Raw genomic sequence first — 16,737 nt, 5'->3', positions numbered from 1 at the left:
CCCCCGGGCTACCTCGGCCCCATCACCTCGTCACAGAGCGCGATCAGCGCCTCCCCCAGCCGGGCGAGGGGCTCGCTCGTGCCCGGCCCCTGGTGCAGGGCCAGCTCCACCGAGCGCACCGCAGGCCAGTGAGCCAGCACCACCTGATCCGGTTGCAGCAGGCGCGCTGGCAGCAGGCTGACCCCGATCCCCGCGCTCACCGCCCCTTGCAGGCTGGCGAGACTGCCGCTCACGTAGGCGATGCGCCAGGGGATCCCCTCGGCATCCAGGGCGTCGGTCATCTGGCGCCGGTAGAGCCCCTCGCTTGGAAACACCACCAGAGGCAGGGGGTCGCGCCCGGCGGCGGGCCACTCCCGGCTGTCAACCCAGGCCAGGGGCTCGCGCCAGCGGGCGATGGGCTCCCCCTGGCCGCGCCCCTGCTTGATGAGGGCCAGATCCAGCTCTCCCCCTTCGAACGCCTGCCACAGGGCATGGCTGAGATCGCTTTGCACCTCCAGCCGCACCTGCGGGTGCGCGCGGGCGAAGGCGGCCAGCACCGGGGTCATGGCCCCCGCGGCAAAATCCTCCGGCACCCCGAGGCGCAGGGGGTGGCTCGCCTCGCTCACCCGCTCCCCCGCCCGGGCCAGCAGCCCCAGGATGCGGCGCGCCAGCCCGAGCAGGGTCTCCCCCTGGGCCGTGGTCACCACCTGGCGGCCGGATCGGTCGAGCAGGGTGCAGCCCAGCTGCTGCTCCAGGCGGCGCATCTGCTGGCTCAGGGTGGACTGGGTGAGGTGGATACGCTCGGCGGCGCGGGTAAAGCTGCCGGTTTCGACGATGGCGACGAAGCTCTGCAGCAATTGGGGGTCCAGCAGGGGGCGCTCCATGGACAATCTCCATTTATAAAACCACTGGAAGTCATTTTATCATTTAATTTCCAAATGATGCGGCGACCCTCTAGGCTGCTGTCCTCCCCCTTCTTTGCCAGGATATGACCATGCCACCCCCTTCCCAGTCCGGTGCCCGCCTCCTCAACTCCCTCACCGCCGCCTCGGCCCCCAGCCATCAGGAGTGGCTGGAGCAGGCCCTGCACCTGGCCCTGACCCATCGCCAGCAAGGGGGGCGCCCCTTCGCCGCCCTGCTGGTGAGGGAGAACCGGCTGGTGGCGAGCGCCGTCAACCGCATGCTGGAGGCGGGGGACCCCACCCGTCACGCGGAGCTGGAAGCGCTGCGGGAAGGCAGTCGCCAGGGGCCGCTGGCCGGAGCCATCGTCTATGCCAGCGGGCACCCCTGCCCCATGTGCCTGTCGGCCCTGGTGATGAACGGCATCCAGGCGGTCTACTACGCCTTTGACAACGACGATGCCGCCCCCTTCGGCTTTGACAGCCGCGCGGCCTACGCGGCGCTGCGACTGCCGCTGAGTCCGCCGCCCCTACCCCTCATCAAGCTGGCGAGCCCCATCGCGGCTGAAACCCTCTACGGTCCCCTGCCCCATGCATAAGCGCCTTCTCCCCCCGGGCAGCGGCACCTTGCTGGTGCTGGTGATCCTCATCGCCCTCAACCTGCGCCCCTTCCTCACCGCCATCGGCCCCCTGGCCCCTCGCATCGACGCGAGGCTGGCCCTCGGGGTAGATACCCTGGCCTGGGTCACCCTGCTGCCCCTCTGGCTTATCGGGGTCGGCGTGCTGCTCACCCCGGCGCTCCTGGGTCGCACGGGCCCGCGCCCCCTGCTCGGGACGGCCCTGCTGTTGCTCGCCCTTGGCAGCGCCCTGCGCGTCGATCTCGCGAGCGGCGCCCTGCTCATCGCCAGCGCCGCCCTGTGCGGGCTGGGCTCGGCCCTGGTGCAGGGGGTGCTGCCCGGCCTCATCAAGGAGGGGTTCGCCCAAAAGGTGCCCCTGGTGATGGGGATCTTCTCCGCCTGCATGATGGGGGGCGGGGCGCTCGGGGCCGTGATCACCCCGCGCCTTGCCGAGTATCTGGACTGGTCTCGGGCGCTGGCGCTCTGGGGCCTGCCGGTGCTGCTGGCCCTCGGCTGGCTGGCCTGGCGGGTGCCCCTGCCCGCCCCGGCCAGCACGCCCGCCCCCACCGGGGAGCAGCGGCTGCTCCCCCTGCCCCGCACCTGGCTGCTCATCGCCTGTTTTGGCATCATCAACAGCGGCTACGGCATCGTCGTGGCCTGGCTGGCCCCGGCCTACATGGCGGCGGGCTGGAGCGCCCAGCAAGGGGGCGAGCTGGTGGCCTGGCTCGCCCTGGCCCAGACCGCGAGCGGCCTTGGCCTGCCCCTGCTGGCAGCCGGTCGGCTGGACCGCCGCCCCTGGATGGCGCTGGCCATCGCCATGCAGCTGGCGGGCTTTGGCGGCCTCTGGCTCGCTCCCCAGACCGCCCCCCTGCTCTGGTGTTTGCTGTGCGGCGCCGGGCTTGGGGGAAGCTTCTCCCTCATCATGGTGATTGCGCTGGATCACCTGCCCGACCCGCGCCGGGCGGGCGCCCTCTGCGCCCTGATGCAGGGGGTTGGCTTCATGGTGGCGGCTACCGGCCCCTGGGTGGCGGCCCGCCTGCACCATGCAAGCGGTGACTTCGCCGCCGCCTGGCAGTGGCAGCTCGGCGCCCTGATCCTGATGAGCCTGCTGGTGGTGCGTCTCAACCCGCGCCACTACCCAAGGGCCATGGGCCTGCCCCCGGAGCAGGCCATGGCTGTGCAGACGGCAGGCCACAAGCCCGCCTGATCCGGCGAGCACCGGCCTTGGGGGCCAGAAAGTACAACACCGGCCTTGGCCGGTGTTGTTCATCAGGGTGCGGGAAGGCCTGGCGCTCAGCGCCCCTTCTTCTGGCGCCCGCCCTGCCCTGGCCGCGGTTTGCCCGGGGCGGGTTTGCCCCCCTTGCCGGGCGCGCTTTTACCTGCCCCCCCTTTGCTGGCAGCCCCTTTGCCCGTCCCGCCCTTGCCTGCGGGGCTCTTCTTCTCGAAGGCCTCGGGACCCGGCACATTGGGCCGCCCGCCAATCTCGTGATCGTCGCTGCGCCGCGGCTTCTTGCCCTGGGCCGGGGAGCCGGCCGCAGCCGCCTTGGGCTTGGCAACCTGAGCCCCCTTGGCCGGTTTCGCCTCGGAGGAGGAGTCCTCAATGAGCTTGAACAGCTCGATCAGCTCGTCGTCGGTAAGATCGCGCCACTCCCCCACCGGCAGCCCCTTGAGGCTGACGTTCATGATGCGAATGCGCTCGAGCTTGGTCACCTCGAAGCCGAAGTGCTCGCACATGCGGCGGATCTGGCGGTTGAGCCCCTGCACCAGGGTGATGCGAAACACGAAGGGCGCCTCTCGCTTCACCTTGCACTTCTTGGTGACGGTGCCGAGGATGGGCACTCCGGCCGCCATGCCCCGGACGAACTCGTCGGTCACCGGCTTGTCCACGGTCACCAGGTACTCTTTCTCGTGATCGTTGCCCGCCCGCAGGATCTTGTTCACCAGATCCCCGTGGTTGGTAAGGAAGATGAGCCCCTGGGAGTCCTTGTCCAGGCGCCCTATGGGGAAGATGCGGGTGCTGTGGTTGACGAAGTCAACGATGTTGTCCTTCTCCCCCGCCTCCGTGGTGCTGACGATGCCCACCGGCTTGTTGAGGGCGATGAAGACCAGGCTGTCGGCCTCGCGCGGCTCGATCACCTGGCCGTTGACCTTGACCAGATCCCCGGCAAACACCTGATCCCCCACCCCGGCCCGCTTGCCGTTGATGAAGACGTTGCCCTGCTCGATGAAACGATCGGCCTCACGACGGGAGCAGATGCCGCTCTCGCTGATGTATTTGTTCAGGCGCATGGATTCATCGGCCAGCATGGGTCACCTCCCGGGTCGGATGGGCCTTGAGAATGGCTGGCTGGATCAGCCGCGCTGTGGTCGGGTTCGTCTGCATACAACTCCATGAAATAAGGGCCTGCGCCCTGCATGTTCGGCAAAAAACGCCGCTACAGTAGCACATTGCACGCGCCCGCGCCCGGCCCCGTCGCACCCTGGCCGCTGGCTCACAGGGGGTGCTGCCCCTGATGCAGCAGCAGGCCCCCCATTATCCAGCGTGCGGTGACGCCGCGGCCCTGATTGGGCTGCACCGCGCACTCCCCGCCTCTTTTCACTTCATGGTGCTCACTTCATGGGCCGGGCCCCGCCGCCGAAGATAGGGTGCGGCCTTCGGCAGATAGCCAGATGATCTAACGCTTGATATTTATCCAGCAAAAATGCATAAAAAGATTTTGGTCATCGCGAATTATCTGCTCTGACCCGCCGACGACGGGAAATGACACCCCCATCGGGGCGCAACAACGGGCCCCTTGAGCCCCGCGACCCCTGAAGACGGGCATGATCCCCTCTCTGGCAGGACGCCACTTTCATCATTCACGACAGGAGTTAAAGATGAGTCATTCCCTCTCCCAGGAGGCCTTCCTGGCCCAGGTCGCCAGCCGCAACCCTCACCAGCCCGAGTTTATCCAGGCCGTGAGCGAGGTGATCGCCTCCATCTGGCCCTATGTGGAGCGCCACCCCCGCTACCTGCAACACGGCCTGCTGGAGCGATTGGTGGAACCCGAGCGCCTGGTGCAGTTTCGGGTAAGCTGGGTGGATGACCAGGGCCAGGTGCAGGTGAACCGCGGCTACCGGGTGCAGCACAGCTCCGCCATCGGTCCCTTCAAGGGCGGCATGCGCTTCCACCCCTCGGTGGATCTCTCGGTGCTGAAATTCCTCGCCTTCGAGCAGACCTTCAAGAACGCCCTCACCACCCTGCCCATGGGCGGCGGCAAGGGGGGCAGCGATTTCGATCCCAAGGGCAAGAGCGAAGGAGAAGTGATGCGCTTCTGCCAGGCCCTGATGCTGGAGCTCTATCGCCACTTGGGGGCCAACACCGACGTGCCGGCGGGCGACATCGGGGTGGGCGGGCGCGAGGTGAGCTACATGGCGGGCATGATGAAGAAGCTCACCAACAGCGCCGAGTGCGTCTTCACCGGCAAGGGACTCTCCTTTGGCGGCAGCCTCATTCGTCCGGAAGCCACCGGCTACGGCCTGCTCTACTTTGTCGACGCCATGCTGGCCCATCGCGGCCAGTCCCTCGATGGCCTGCGGGTCTCGGTGTCGGGCTCGGGCAACGTGGCCCAATACGCCATCGAGAAGGCGATGGCCCTCGGCGCCCGGGTCATCACCGCCTCCGACTCCGGCGGCACCGTCTATGATCCGGACGGCTTCACCCCCGAGAAGCTGGCCCGCCTGATGGCGCTTAAAAACGAGCAGCGCAAGCGGGTCGCCGATTACGCCCATGAGCTCGGGCTCGAGTTCTTCAGCGGCCGTACCCCCTGGCACCTGGCGACCGACGTCGCCCTCCCCTGCGCCACCCAGAACGAGCTGGATGCCGAAGATGCGGTGCAGCTTATTGCCAACGGCGTGCAGTTGGTGGCCGAGGGGGCCAACATGCCCTCCAGCGCCGCCGCCATCCGTCTCTTCCACGAAGCAAAGGTGCTGTTCGCCCCGGGCAAGGCGGCCAACGCCGGCGGGGTTGCCACCTCGGGCCTCGAGATGAGCCAGAATGCCCAGCGCCTCTCCTGGACCCGGGAGGAGGTGGACGCCCGCCTCAAGGGGATCATGACCAGCATCCACGCCACCTGTGTCCGTTACGGTCAGGATGATGACCATGTGAACTACGAAAGCGGCGCCAATATCGCCGGCTTCGTCAAGGTGGCCGACGCCATGCTGGCGCAAGGGGTCTGCTAGTCACGCCATTTCCCGTGACATCCCCCAAAGCAACAGGGCAGCCCATGGCTGCCCTGTTGTGTTATCTGCATAGCTGTTGCTTTAACCTGGGCGACGCAGGTTGCATGCCCGATACCACTTCACGCTCGCTTCACCCAGCCATGACACCCTCCCCCCTCTTCCATACGCGAACGAGGAGAACGAGATGACAACGACCATAGGCGCCCTGCTGATCCTGGCCGGGCTCGGCTGCTTTGTGGCCTTCAACCTGCTGGGCACCACAGTGGATACACAGGGATTCCTGCACGAGCCCTTCGCCCTGCTGCCCCTGGGCTATCTGCTGCTCTTCATCGGCATGGTACTCAGCTTGCGCCCTCTACTGCGCAGGGCCCTCGCCAAAGGGGAAGAGAACCGGCCCTGATGCGCCAGGGGCTCAGCAATAACGGCTGATCTCGATGAGGTTCTGATCCGGGTCCAGGCAATAGACCGATTCGATGGGACCACAGGCACCGCTTTTCATCACAGGCCCCTCCACTATCTCGACTCCTTGGCTCGCCAGTTGGGCCATCACCTGATCCAGGGGCCAGCGGGTGATGAGGCAGAGATCCCCCGACCCCACCTGCGCCCGGTTGCGCACCTCCTCCCCCAGCAACTGCAAATTGATCTTCTGGTTGCCAAAGCGCAGCGCCCGGCGCCCCGCCCCGAAGGTGATGGGCTCCATCTTGAAGGCGCCGCTGTAAAATGCCACCGCTCGCTCAATGTCGCTGACCGTCAATACCAGATGGTCGATATGGCTGATCATGCTTGCTCCCTGTCATGGTGATTGCCGCACCATCATACCCACCCGCCTCAATAGAAACTGTGGCATGGTGCACAGGAGGGCTAACCACTTATTTTGACTAGGGAAATACCTTAACGCACGGCAGCACACGCCTTGTCACGCTGGGCCAGCAGGGTTTCGTCATCACTGCCCATGGCCGCCAGAATGGCCTGATTACAGGCCCGCTCCGCGAGCTTCCCCGGGCTCTGCTGGGCGTCGGCGATCTCCGCGATCATGGGGCGATAACCGACAGCCGCTGAGCAGTACATGGTGCGGTACTTGGGAAGCTGCCAACTGCTGTCGTCTTGTCGTGTCAGGTCATCGCACAGTTTGCCAAACAGTGCCTGCGCCTTGACCGTGCACTGACTGAAGCGCCGCACATCTTGCTCGTAGGGACGGCAGACACTTTGCTGTTTTATCTGCCAGAGCTGGAAAGAGAAGGGAACCTGCTCTCCCTCATAGGGCACTACCAGCGTTTTTAGCTCGGTGCCATAGATATCCGTCACCTGTTGCTGCACCAGATTGAGATAAGCCGAAAAAAGATAAGATATTGGATCCATCACCACCTCCCTGTGGTTCGCCTTCTCTATCTTCGCCGCCCATGGCTAGATAGATCTTCAAATGGGCAAAATTAGATAACACCTTACTGATTTAGCTAAAAAAAATGATACCCTGCCTACTCCCCCTATGCACAAGATTCAAGGTCAGTCACCATGCAGCAATGTGGTATTTATGAACAACTCATCACACAACTGTTGGCATCAAGACTAGATCGATCGCATTTCTACATCGGGGAACGACAACTGGAGTCTGCGGAGGCCGCAGTCTGGTTATCACGATTCCTAACTCGTGTGTTGGAATATGCTGTAGGCTCGGTCACTGGCGATGACCCATTACAACGGCAGATTGAGCTGGCTAACCAGTTATTGCTTTGGCTAAAAGATCGCATACAAGACCCAGACTTTATTGGCGAGAACCTTATCGACAGTCAGGGAAAAATTCTGACCGCGCTCTACCAGTTGGATAACCCCATCTCTGCCAATTTAAAACAATATGTTGACGATATTTCCCCTCTGACCGGTCTAACGCAAAGTGAGCTGTTCTGCGGCAGCAATGCGGGTTTGTCGATGGAGTCAGAGATTAAACGGGAGATATTATCGGCAGATAGCATCTGCTGGCTGGTCTCATTTATCAAGTGGGCAGGTATCCGTATTTTCCGTCATGAGCTGGAAGAGTTCACTCGCAGCGGCCGCCAATTAAAAGTAATTACTACCTCATATATGGGGGCGACCGACGCCAAGGCAGTTGAATTTTTAGCCAGCCTCCCAAATACCGAAATCAAACTCAGCTATAACACCCAGCGCGAGCGGTTGCATGCCAAGAGCTATCTCTTTTGCCGAAATACCGGTTTTCATACCGGCTATATAGGTTCCTCCAATCTCTCTCACTCTGCCCTCACCAGCGGCTTGGAGTGGAACCTAAAAATCACCTCGCAAGAGATCCCTCATATTATCGAGAAATCCCTGAGTACCTTTGAAACCTATTGGGAATCCGATGATTTTGAGCTGTTTGATGGCAAGCTCGAAAGCCGTACAAAATTGCAGCATGCACTGCAAGAGGCCCGTGGGGATGGGGACAGAAATAACCCTGCCTATTTCTTTGATATCACGCCGTTTCCCCATCAACTGGAGATCCTTGAACAATTGGCGATGGAGCGCGCTTTACACCAGCGCTTTCGTAACTTGGTGGTAGCGGCTACCGGTACAGGGAAAACTCTGATCTCCGCCTTTGATTTTGCGCGTTTTTTGAAAACCAAACCCGATGCCAAGTTTCTGTTTGTCGCCCACAAAGAGGAGATCTTGCGCCAAGCATTAGCCTCGTACCGCGGAGTGCTCAAGCAATCAAATTTTGGCGAACTCTTGGTCGGCGGCGCCGTGCCAACCCACTACCGTCAGCTGTTTGCCTCGGTGCAATCCTTGAATAACCAGCTGGCTAATTTACGTCTTAGTCAAGACTATTTCGATTACATCGTCATTGATGAGGTTCACCATATTGCGGCGGCCAGTTATCGCGGTCTGCTCGCCACCTTTGAACCTCAGATTCTGTTGGGATTAACCGCAACGCCAGAGCGCCATGATGGCGGTGATATTCTTGCCGACTTTTGTGGTGTCATCGCAGCAGAGATCCGCTTGCCCGAGGCCATCAATCGTCGCCATCTCTGTCCGTTCCAATATTTTGGTATCGATGATGATACTGACTTGCGCCAAGTGACTTGGAAAAATGGCCGTTATGACATCACTGAGCTCACCAATATCTATACCCACAATCAGCAGCGGGTACAGAAGATAGTCCAGAGCCTCAATGAGATCGTCACCGATATTACCAAGATCAAAGCACTGGCATTTTGTGTGAGCCGTGAACATGCCGACTTTATGTGCAAGGCATTTTTATTGAAGGGCATCAAGGCTGACATCCTCACTAGCGATAACCGAGACGAGCGACATAGTAAGCAACAAGATTTGCGTACCGGCGTTATCAATATTCTCTGCGTGGTGGACATCTTCAACGAAGGGGTTGATATCCCGGAAGTCGATACCTTGCTGTTTTTACGACCAACGGAAAGCCTCACCATCTTCTTGCAGCAATTGGGACGTGGCCTGCGGCTGGCGAGCGATAAAGAGTGCTGCACCGTATTGGACTTTGTTGGGAATGCCCGTGCGGAGTATGACTTTGCCCAGAAATTCCGGGCACTGGTGGGTAAAACCAATAAGGCGATCAGCCACGAGATCAAACAGGGCTTCCCTCACGCCCCCTTGGGCTGCCGCATCGAGCTCTCAAAACAGACCCAAGAGTTAATTCTGAGCAATATCAAAAAGGCGACTCTCAATACCTCGCGCCTCATGGGCCTGATCCGCCGTTTCTCACAGGATTGCGATTTACCGCTGACACTGGCGAATTTTCTGAAGTTCTACCCTCATATCAGCCTTGAGGAGATCTACAAGCGCGGCAATTGGAGCGCCTTGGTCAAACAGGCCCACAACCATACCATTTCTGAAATGAGTGATGAGAAGCTGTCGACCCTCTACACCCGGGCCATCAAAACCCGGCTATTGGGCTGCGATGCGCTCCATTACTTGAACTTCTTACAAACCTTGGTGGAAAGCGCCTTTACCTTAACGGCTGAGCACGATGAGCGGATGGCCTTGATGTGCCATTACGACTTCTGGCAACAAAGCGGCCCCAACGCAGGCTTTAGCTCCTTGGCGCACAGCCTGAAACAACTCAATCAACCAGAGTTGAGGGCCGAGCTTGCAGATCTGTTGGCCATGCTGATCAACCGGGTGCAACACGAGCAACTGGCCATGCCTGACCTTCCCGGCAATCCACTGCAACTGCATGCCCGTTATGCCAGAGAGCAGGTACTGGTTGGCTTTGGCGCGACCACCTTCGCGCAGCAACCCACGGCTCGCGAAGGGGTCTATGTCATCGCAGAGCAAAATATCGAGTTGCTGTTCGTGACCTTGAACAAAACGGAGCAGCACTTCTCCCCCACCACCCGTTATCACGACTACGCCATTAATGAGTCACTGTTCCATTGGCAGAGCCAAAACAGCGCTCGCCCAGAGCGAGGTAAGGGGCTGAGTTACATAAACCACAGGGCAGAGGGTAAGCGCGTGTTTCTGTTCGTTCGTGAGCAGAGCAAAGATGAATTTGGCCGCACCCTTGGCTTTGTGAACTTCGGTGAGGTGGAGTACATCTCCCACAGCGGTAGCCAACCGATGAACATTAAATGGCGTCTCACTACTCCGATGCCGCCTTTTATGTGGAAAGAAGCGGCCAAATTGGCAGTTGGCTGAGCGACCCATCACAACAAGGCCCACCCACGGCGGGCCACCTTCGTGTGGTCAGCAGGCAATCCGTTCTATGCGACCGCCACTGAGTTTGAAGAAGGCATCCTGCGGCAGCTCCTGCAGCCAGGTGGTGGTGTAGTCCAGATCCACATAGGCGCCGCGCAGCATGGCCCCAAAGAGACCGTGAGAAACCACGATGGCCTGCTCGGCAATCTGCTCGTCCTCAAGCCATTGCCGGGCCCGGCGCTGAATGCCTTCAAAACTCTCGCCATGGGGGGCCCGCAGATACCAGTCCGGCTCCTCCAGATCCAGCTCGGGGTGGGCCGCCAGCAGCTCGGGCACCCGGCGACTCTCCCACTCCCCCATCCCTAGCTCCACCAGCCGCTCGTCCCAGATGATGCGCTCCTGGTCCAAGCCAAGCTGCTGACACACCCGCTCCGCCGTCTGCCGTGCCCGGCCGAGGGGGCTGGCGTAGATCGTCCAGTCGGTGGGCTCGGTAAGGAGCTTGGCCAGACGGGCCCCCATGGCGAGGGCCTGGGCTTCGCCCCTGGGGGTCAGCTCGGAGTTGCACCGCCCCTGCAACCGCAATTCGGCGTTGTAACGGGTCTGGCCGTGGCGCAGCAAATAAAGGGTTCGAGACATGGTTTCTCCAGCAGAGTCAACGAGATAAGAAAACAGGGGGAAGATGATAACAGATGTACCGGGTCAACCAAGACCCGGAGGATGCAGGCTTGTGCTGACTCCTTGAGCGCATGGCCTGCGGCTATACGTGAAAGGGCAACAGGGGCTGCGCGCCTTTATCGCACAGGCGCCTTGTGCGCATACCACACGCCTTCGCCACGGGCCCGCCAGCGCCGTGGCAAGCGCCCCATTCCCCCTATCTTGTTGTTCAGACGGGATAAAATGGGGATGTGCCGGTTTATCGGTCACAGGATGGCGGCCAATGCCAGAAAAGACAGAGTTTTTGCTCTGATCCGGGGGCCATTTTGGTACGTATCTCTGGCTCATGACAGGGACGCCTGGTGTACAATCTGCCACCCGATTTCCCCTGACCCGGCCCAGGCTCAGGCCATGATGTACCCCAGAGTAAATGAACGTGACCCCAACCCACCCCATGCTCGACAGTTATTACAGCCAGGATCTGGTGTTCTTCTCCATCCTGGTGGCGGTGCTCGCCTCCTACACGGCGCTGACCATGACCAGCCGGGTGAGCCAGAGCCGGGGACGGGCCGCCGTGCTCTGGCTCGCGGGGGGAGCCTTCGCCATGGGGCTCGGCATCTGGTCCATGCATTTTATCGGCATGCTCGCCTTCAACCTGCCCATCGCGCTGGGATACGATCTGACCCTCACCGGTCTCTCCCTGGTGGCGGCCATCGGCTCCTCGGCCTTTGCGCTCTGGCTGGTGAGTCGTCCCCAGCTCCCCTGGCACCAGATCCTGTTCGGGGCCGTGCTGATGGGGGCCGGCATTGCCACCATGCACTACATCGGCATGGCGGCCATGAAGATAGCACCCGGCATCCACTACCTGCCTGGGCTTTTCATCCTCTCCATCCTCATCGCGGTATTCGCCTCGGGTGCCGCACTCTGGATAGCGTTTCGCCTGCGCAACAGCTCGCCCCGCGCCTTCTTCAGCAAGGCCTTCGCCTCCCTGGTGATGGGGGCAGCCATCATCGGCATGCACTACACCGGCATGGCGGCGGCCCAGTTCCCCGCAGAGAGCCTGTGCGGGGCCCTCTACACCGGTCTCAATACCCAGTGGCTGGCAACCGTGGTCATCATAGTGACCCTGGCGGTGTTCGCCATCGCCTTCGTGCTCTCCATGCTGGATGCCCACGCCGCCAGGCTCTCCACCTCCCTGCACCAGGCCCACGACGAGCTGCTCAAGCTGGCGCTCCATGACAGCCTGACCCGGCTGCCCAACCGGCTGCTGTTTGCCGACCGGCTGGAGCAGCGCATCCAGGAGTGTCAGCACAGCCAGCGCAGCTTCTCCCTGCTGTTTCTCGATCTCGACGGCTTCAAGATCATCAACGATGCCCACGGCCACCACACCGGGGATCTGCTGCTGGCCGAGGTGGCCCAGCGCATCACCGGCCTGCTCGGTGCCAGCGACACCGCCTCGCGCTTTGGCGGGGACGAGTTCGTGCTGGCCCTGGCGCCGGGGGATGTGAGCCAGACCACGGCCTTTGCCGAGCGGCTGCTGGCCACCCTGGCCCAGCCCTATGAGTGGGAGCACCACAGCCTGCACATCACCGCCAGCATCGGCATTGCCGTCTATCCCCAGGATGGCACCAGCCTGCACGAGCTGACCCTCAACGCCGATGCCGCCATGTATTACGCCAAGGAGCAGGGGCGCAACGACTACTACTACTTCGACAGCGCCATGAACGCCAACGCCCACCAGCAGTTCCTGCTGCACAAGGAGCTGCAACACGCCCTGGAGCGGGGGGAGCTGGCCCTGCACTACCAGCCCAAATACTGTGCCCGCAGCGGCCAGGTGGTCGGCGCCGAGGCCCTGCTGCGCTGGCAGCACCCGATGCATGGTGCCGTCTCGCCGGCCAGCTTCCTGCCGCTGGCGGAGAAGAGCAGGCTCATCATCCCCATCGGCAACTGGGTCATCGACGAGGCGTGCCGCCAGATGAGCGCCTGGCGGGCGGCGGGTCATCACGACTGGAGCGTGGCGGTCAATCTATCCACCATTCAGCTCGCCAGCCCCGGGTTGCTGGAGGAGGTGCAGGGCGCTCTGGCCCGCCATCGGCTCGAGGCCCGTCACCTGACCCTGGAGATCACCGAATCCACCGCCATGCAGAAGGCCGAGGAGAGCCTCGCCATCCTCAACCGTCTGGCCGAGCTCGGCCTTGGCATCTCCATCGACGACTTCGGCACCGGCTACTCCAGCCTGCTCTACCTCAAGCGCTTCCCCGCCAACGAGCTCAAGATTGACCGGGGCTTTGTCACTACCCTGGAACGGGGGGGCGATGATGCCACCATCATCGCCGCCATCATCGCCCTGGGTCAGGCCCTGGAGATGCGCATCGTGGCAGAGGGAGTGGAAACCCCGGAGCAGCGCGACCTGCTGACCGAGCTGGGCTGCGACACCTTGCAGGGCTACCTGCTCGGGCGCCCCATGACCGGGGAGCAACTGCTTGTCCACTGCGCTCCGGAGACTCCCCAACAGGTGCTGGAAGGTGTGCTTGCCTGACAAGCTGGTGGGGCGCTGCGCCCGTGTCGCCAGGGTCATCACCAGCCCGATTGCGTCCCTTCACGACTCAAGGTAGTCTGCTGCAAGACTCGAATGCTCCTTTATTTTGCCGGGCGCATAGAGCGCCCCCATGGCAGATCACCCGTTCAGAGGAGCCACATCCATGGCCAGATACCAGTTCTTCAGCGTCCCCGCCTCCCGCCGTCAGCAATATACCTATGTCGACATGGCCTCCCCCACCTTCCTCACGGAGAAGGAGGCGCTGCTGACGCAAGGGTTCGAGGTGGAAGAGGATTTCATCGACGCGGCCACTCCCCGCGAGGCGGTGGAGAAGTACAGATCCGGCTTTCTCTACGTGGCGGACGAGATAGGCAAGTCAGACGAGGCCTATGCGGCGGCAACGGCCTTGCTGGAGATGGGCAAGAAGATCCTGGGCCGCAAGGCGGGCTGAACAAGGCGGGCCGCCGGGGCGATACCCCCGATGGCCCGCAGGCAGTCAGCGTTGAGGGTGCTGGCGGAGCATCTCCACCAGCTCCTCTTCACTGCCGGGTTCATGGGCAAGCTGCAGGCTGGGGGCGGCGCCCCCCATCAGCATATAAACGTGAGTGCTGCAGTGATCGTAGTGATACCACTTACCGTCGATACAGACGTCGGTATAGCATCTCGGGTCCCTCTTGAGTTCCATACGCACATCCTTATGTGTCATTCACCAACATCACCCTTGACCGTAAAATAAGGGACCTAAGTCCCCCTTGACCTGGATCAAGGGAGGTGGCGGGCAGAAGCGGGCAGTGGCCGGATCTGGCCGGGGCCGGATGCCCCCAGCCCGGGTGACCTAGCCCGCCAACCGGCCCCAGCCAGGCAACAGCGCAACAAAAACGGCGCCCGAAGGCGCCGTTTTTCATGTCCGTCATTTGACCGACGGGGAACAAGCCGCTGGCTTATTCGTCTTCCAGGTAGGCGTAGCCTTGCAGACCCAGCTCCAGCTCGTCGAGCAGGGCCTTGCGGGTCTCGTCGTCCAGCGCCGGGTGGGAGACGATACGCTGGTAGTTCTCGCGGATCACGGACGGGTCGATGTTGACGTAACGCAGCAGCTGGTCGACGGTGTCGCCACGCACCACGTTGCGGATGTCCATCTTGCCTTCTTCATCCAGCCACACTTCCGCGCAGTGGGTGTCACCGAACAGGTTGTGCAGATCCCCCAGGATCTCCTGATAAGCACCCACCAGGAAGAAGCCGACGTGGCACTCTTCGTGCTCACCGTAGACCGGCATCGGCAGGGTGCTTTCCACCCCCAGACCGTCGACGTAGTGCTCCACCTGACCATCGGAGTCACAGGTGATGTCCATCAGGATACCGCGGCGGGTGAGCGGACGCTCGAGGCCGGCCAGCGGCATCACCGGGAACACCTGACCGATACCCCAGGCATCCGGCAGGGACTGGAACAGGGAGAAGTTGGCAAAGCACTTGTCAGCCAGTTTCTCGGAGAGCTCGTCGGCCAGGGCGCGGTGGTTGCGATTGACCGGGTTGAGCAGCTCCTTGAGCGCCAGACAGGTGTTCTGGTGCAGCATCTCGGCCCAGGCGCGTTGCTCCAGGTTCAAGAGGCCCATGGTGTACTGGGCGTTGACGTCACCGAGATCCGCCACGGAGTCGTGGAAAATCTCCAGCAGGGAGGGATCTTCCCCGCGCAGGTCCAGCCAGCCTTTCCACATGTTCTGCAAGATGGTGGGCGCGTCTTCGTCCGGGGCGCTGATGTCGTTCACCTCCACCCCTTCGGCACCAATGATATTGGTGACCAGCACGGCGTGGTGTGCAGTCAGGGCACGGCCGGACTCGCTGATGATGGTCGGGTGCGGCAGGTCGAACTCGCGGCACACATCGCCGATGCCCCAGACCACGTTGTTGGCGTACTCGGAGAGGCTGTAGTTCGCGGAGCAGTGGCTCTGGGAACGGGTGCCCTCGTAGTCCACACCCAGGCCGCCGCCCACGTCCACCACCTCGACCTTGGCGCCAAGACGGCACAGCTCGGCGTAGAAGCGGCCGCACTCGCGGATGCCGCCCTGGATGTCGCGGATGTTGGCGATCTGGGAGCCCAGGTGGAAGTGCAGCAGTTGCAGGCAGTCCAGCTTGCCGAGGCTGCGCAGACGCTCCACCAGCGCCAGGATCTGGGAGGCGGACAGACCGAACTTGGACATGGAACCGCCGCTCGATTCCCACATGCCGGAGCCGGTGGACGCCAGACGGGCGCGCACCCCGATGTTGGGCTTGATGTTGAGACGAGCTGACTCGTCGAGCACCATTTCCAGCTCGGAGGGCTTCTCCACCACGATGTAGACCTTGTGGCCCATCAGGTTGCCCAGGAGGGCGTGGCGGATGTATTCGCGGTCCTTGTAACCGTTGCAGACGATCACGGACCCTTGCTCATGATGATGGGACAGCACGGCCAGCAACTCGGGCTTGGAGCCCGCCTCCAGCCCAAGCCGGGGCTTGTCGCTGTAGGACTGACTGATGGTCTCGATGACGCGGCGCTGCTGGTTTACCTTGATGGGGTAAACGCACAGGTAATCCCCTTCATAGCCTGACTTTTCGATGGCCTGACCGAAGGCGTTGAACAGCGCATCGACCCGGCTCTTGAGGATGTCGGGGAAACGCAACAACACCGGCGTGGTCAGCCCGGACTGGCGCAGTTGCTCGATGGCCTCGGACAGCACGATCTGAGCCTCGGGGCGAGACTTGTCGGGAGAGACGGTCACATGACCGGCGTCATTGATATTGAAAAAACCCGCACCCCAGTAGGGAACGTTGTAGACCTTCAAGGAGTCCTTGCTGGACCAGTTAGTCATGGGCTATGCCTCGCAAATGAGCGGCCGTGGGCCGCCTTCGTTACCCTCAATCACATCCAGACCATTGATTGCAAAATGCGGCAAGCCAGAGCGGCCTGCTGACGTTGGACCCGCAACGGAGCATGCTCCGCCACATCCTGTTCATTGCACATCGCGGCAAGCCAAGGCTGCCTGGTGGATCTTGGGAAGTAACGAGTCTTGATGTGGGGCTGGTGGCTTTACATCAAGCTCAACGGTATGCGGTAACACCTTGCCGGCGTACCGCGGTACTTTGATGACAATCGGCATCAGCCACGCCGTTTGTTCATCATTCGGCAGCCATCCCGACG

The 16,737-nt window shown here is 62.0% G+C and carries 14 protein-coding genes; 7 read left to right on the top strand and 7 right to left on the bottom strand.

Going from position 1 to position 16,737, the window contains the following annotated elements:
* Positions 1 to 8: 8 nt before the first annotated feature.
* The gene (locus OKC41_RS08880) at positions 9 to 851 is read right to left on the bottom strand and encodes a LysR family transcriptional regulator (protein WP_029314296.1); all 843 of its coding nucleotides are present in this window, start codon (positions 849 to 851) and stop codon (positions 9 to 11) included.
* A gap of 116 nt (positions 852 to 967) precedes the next feature.
* Here OKC41_RS08880 and OKC41_RS08875 point away from each other — a divergent pair, with 116 nt between their 5' ends.
* Positions 968 to 1,477 (top strand): nucleoside deaminase, encoded by a 510-nt coding sequence (locus tag OKC41_RS08875; RefSeq protein ID WP_039038602.1) that lies wholly within the window; start codon positions 968 to 970, stop codon positions 1,475 to 1,477.
* Complete coding sequence (locus OKC41_RS08870; protein ID WP_270671906.1) at positions 1,470 to 2,702, top strand: MFS transporter; 1,233 nt, start codon at positions 1,470 to 1,472, stop codon at positions 2,700 to 2,702. Before OKC41_RS08875 ends, OKC41_RS08870 begins: the two co-directional genes overlap by 8 nt.
* Positions 2,703 to 2,788: 86 nt before the next feature.
* Here OKC41_RS08870 and rluF read toward each other — a convergent pair whose 3' ends face one another.
* Positions 2,789 to 3,802: a 23S rRNA pseudouridine(2604) synthase RluF gene (gene rluF / locus OKC41_RS08865; RefSeq protein ID WP_201894865.1), complete on the bottom strand. Its 1,014-nt coding sequence runs from the start codon at positions 3,800 to 3,802 to the stop codon at positions 2,789 to 2,791.
* 570 nt (positions 3,803 to 4,372) lie between these two features.
* Between rluF and gdhA the strand changes: the two genes are divergently transcribed.
* Positions 4,373 to 5,716: an NADP-specific glutamate dehydrogenase gene (gene gdhA, locus OKC41_RS08860; protein ID WP_048207349.1), complete on the top strand. Its 1,344-nt coding sequence runs from the start codon at positions 4,373 to 4,375 to the stop codon at positions 5,714 to 5,716.
* A 184-nt stretch (positions 5,717 to 5,900) separates the two neighbouring features.
* The gene (locus OKC41_RS08855; protein ID WP_041215489.1) at positions 5,901 to 6,116 is read left to right on the top strand and encodes a DUF3955 domain-containing protein; all 216 of its coding nucleotides are present in this window, start codon (positions 5,901 to 5,903) and stop codon (positions 6,114 to 6,116) included.
* Between the two features lie 12 nt (positions 6,117 to 6,128).
* Here OKC41_RS08855 and OKC41_RS08850 read toward each other — a convergent pair whose 3' ends face one another.
* Both OKC41_RS08850 and OKC41_RS08845 read right to left on the bottom strand, forming a co-directional pair.
* Positions 6,129 to 6,497: a VOC family protein gene (locus OKC41_RS08850; protein ID WP_213319519.1), complete on the bottom strand. Its 369-nt coding sequence runs from the start codon at positions 6,495 to 6,497 to the stop codon at positions 6,129 to 6,131.
* 110 nt (positions 6,498 to 6,607) lie between these two features.
* Complete coding sequence (locus OKC41_RS08845) at positions 6,608 to 7,075, bottom strand: hypothetical protein (RefSeq protein ID WP_268451949.1); 468 nt, start codon at positions 7,073 to 7,075, stop codon at positions 6,608 to 6,610.
* Positions 7,076 to 7,228: 153 nt separating this feature from the next.
* Here OKC41_RS08845 and OKC41_RS08840 point away from each other — a divergent pair, with 153 nt between their 5' ends.
* Positions 7,229 to 10,372 carry a DUF3427 domain-containing protein gene (locus OKC41_RS08840; protein ID WP_270671905.1) on the top strand — a complete coding sequence of 1,048 codons (3,144 nt, stop codon included), beginning with the start codon at positions 7,229 to 7,231 and terminating at the stop codon, positions 10,370 to 10,372.
* A 48-nt stretch (positions 10,373 to 10,420) separates the two neighbouring features.
* Here the strand turns inward: OKC41_RS08840 and OKC41_RS08835 are convergent, their stop codons facing one another.
* The gene (locus tag OKC41_RS08835) at positions 10,421 to 11,008 is read right to left on the bottom strand and encodes a phosphoglycerate mutase family protein (protein WP_270671904.1); all 588 of its coding nucleotides are present in this window, start codon (positions 11,006 to 11,008) and stop codon (positions 10,421 to 10,423) included.
* Between the two features lie 448 nt (positions 11,009 to 11,456).
* Here OKC41_RS08835 and OKC41_RS08830 point away from each other — a divergent pair, with 448 nt between their 5' ends.
* Both OKC41_RS08830 and OKC41_RS08825 read left to right on the top strand, forming a co-directional pair.
* Positions 11,457 to 13,565, top strand: coding sequence for a bifunctional diguanylate cyclase/phosphodiesterase (locus tag OKC41_RS08830; RefSeq protein ID WP_270671903.1), 2,109 nt, complete (start codon positions 11,457 to 11,459; stop codon positions 13,563 to 13,565).
* A gap of 163 nt (positions 13,566 to 13,728) precedes the next feature.
* Positions 13,729 to 14,016, top strand: a complete 288-nt coding sequence (locus OKC41_RS08825; RefSeq protein WP_041212754.1) for a hypothetical protein — start codon at positions 13,729 to 13,731, stop codon at positions 14,014 to 14,016.
* A gap of 45 nt (positions 14,017 to 14,061) precedes the next feature.
* Here the strand turns inward: OKC41_RS08825 and OKC41_RS08820 are convergent, their stop codons facing one another.
* Together OKC41_RS08820 and speA are read right to left on the bottom strand one after the other, a co-directional pair.
* Positions 14,062 to 14,250, bottom strand: a complete 189-nt coding sequence (locus tag OKC41_RS08820) for a hypothetical protein (protein ID WP_010674183.1) — start codon at positions 14,248 to 14,250, stop codon at positions 14,062 to 14,064.
* Positions 14,251 to 14,506: 256 nt separating this feature from the next.
* A complete protein-coding gene (gene speA / locus OKC41_RS08815; protein WP_042882536.1) occupies positions 14,507 to 16,408 on the bottom strand; it encodes a biosynthetic arginine decarboxylase in 1,902 nt (633 codons plus the stop codon).
* Positions 16,409 to 16,737: the final 329 nt, after the last annotated feature.

Origin of the sequence: Aeromonas sp. QDB17, assembly GCF_027705305.1 — a bacterium.
In the GTDB taxonomy this organism is placed as follows: Bacteria; Pseudomonadota; Gammaproteobacteria; order Enterobacterales; family Aeromonadaceae; genus Aeromonas; species Aeromonas caviae.
The sequence above is the reverse complement of the archived record's forward strand: the minus strand, read 5'-3'. Positions and strand labels throughout refer to the sequence as shown.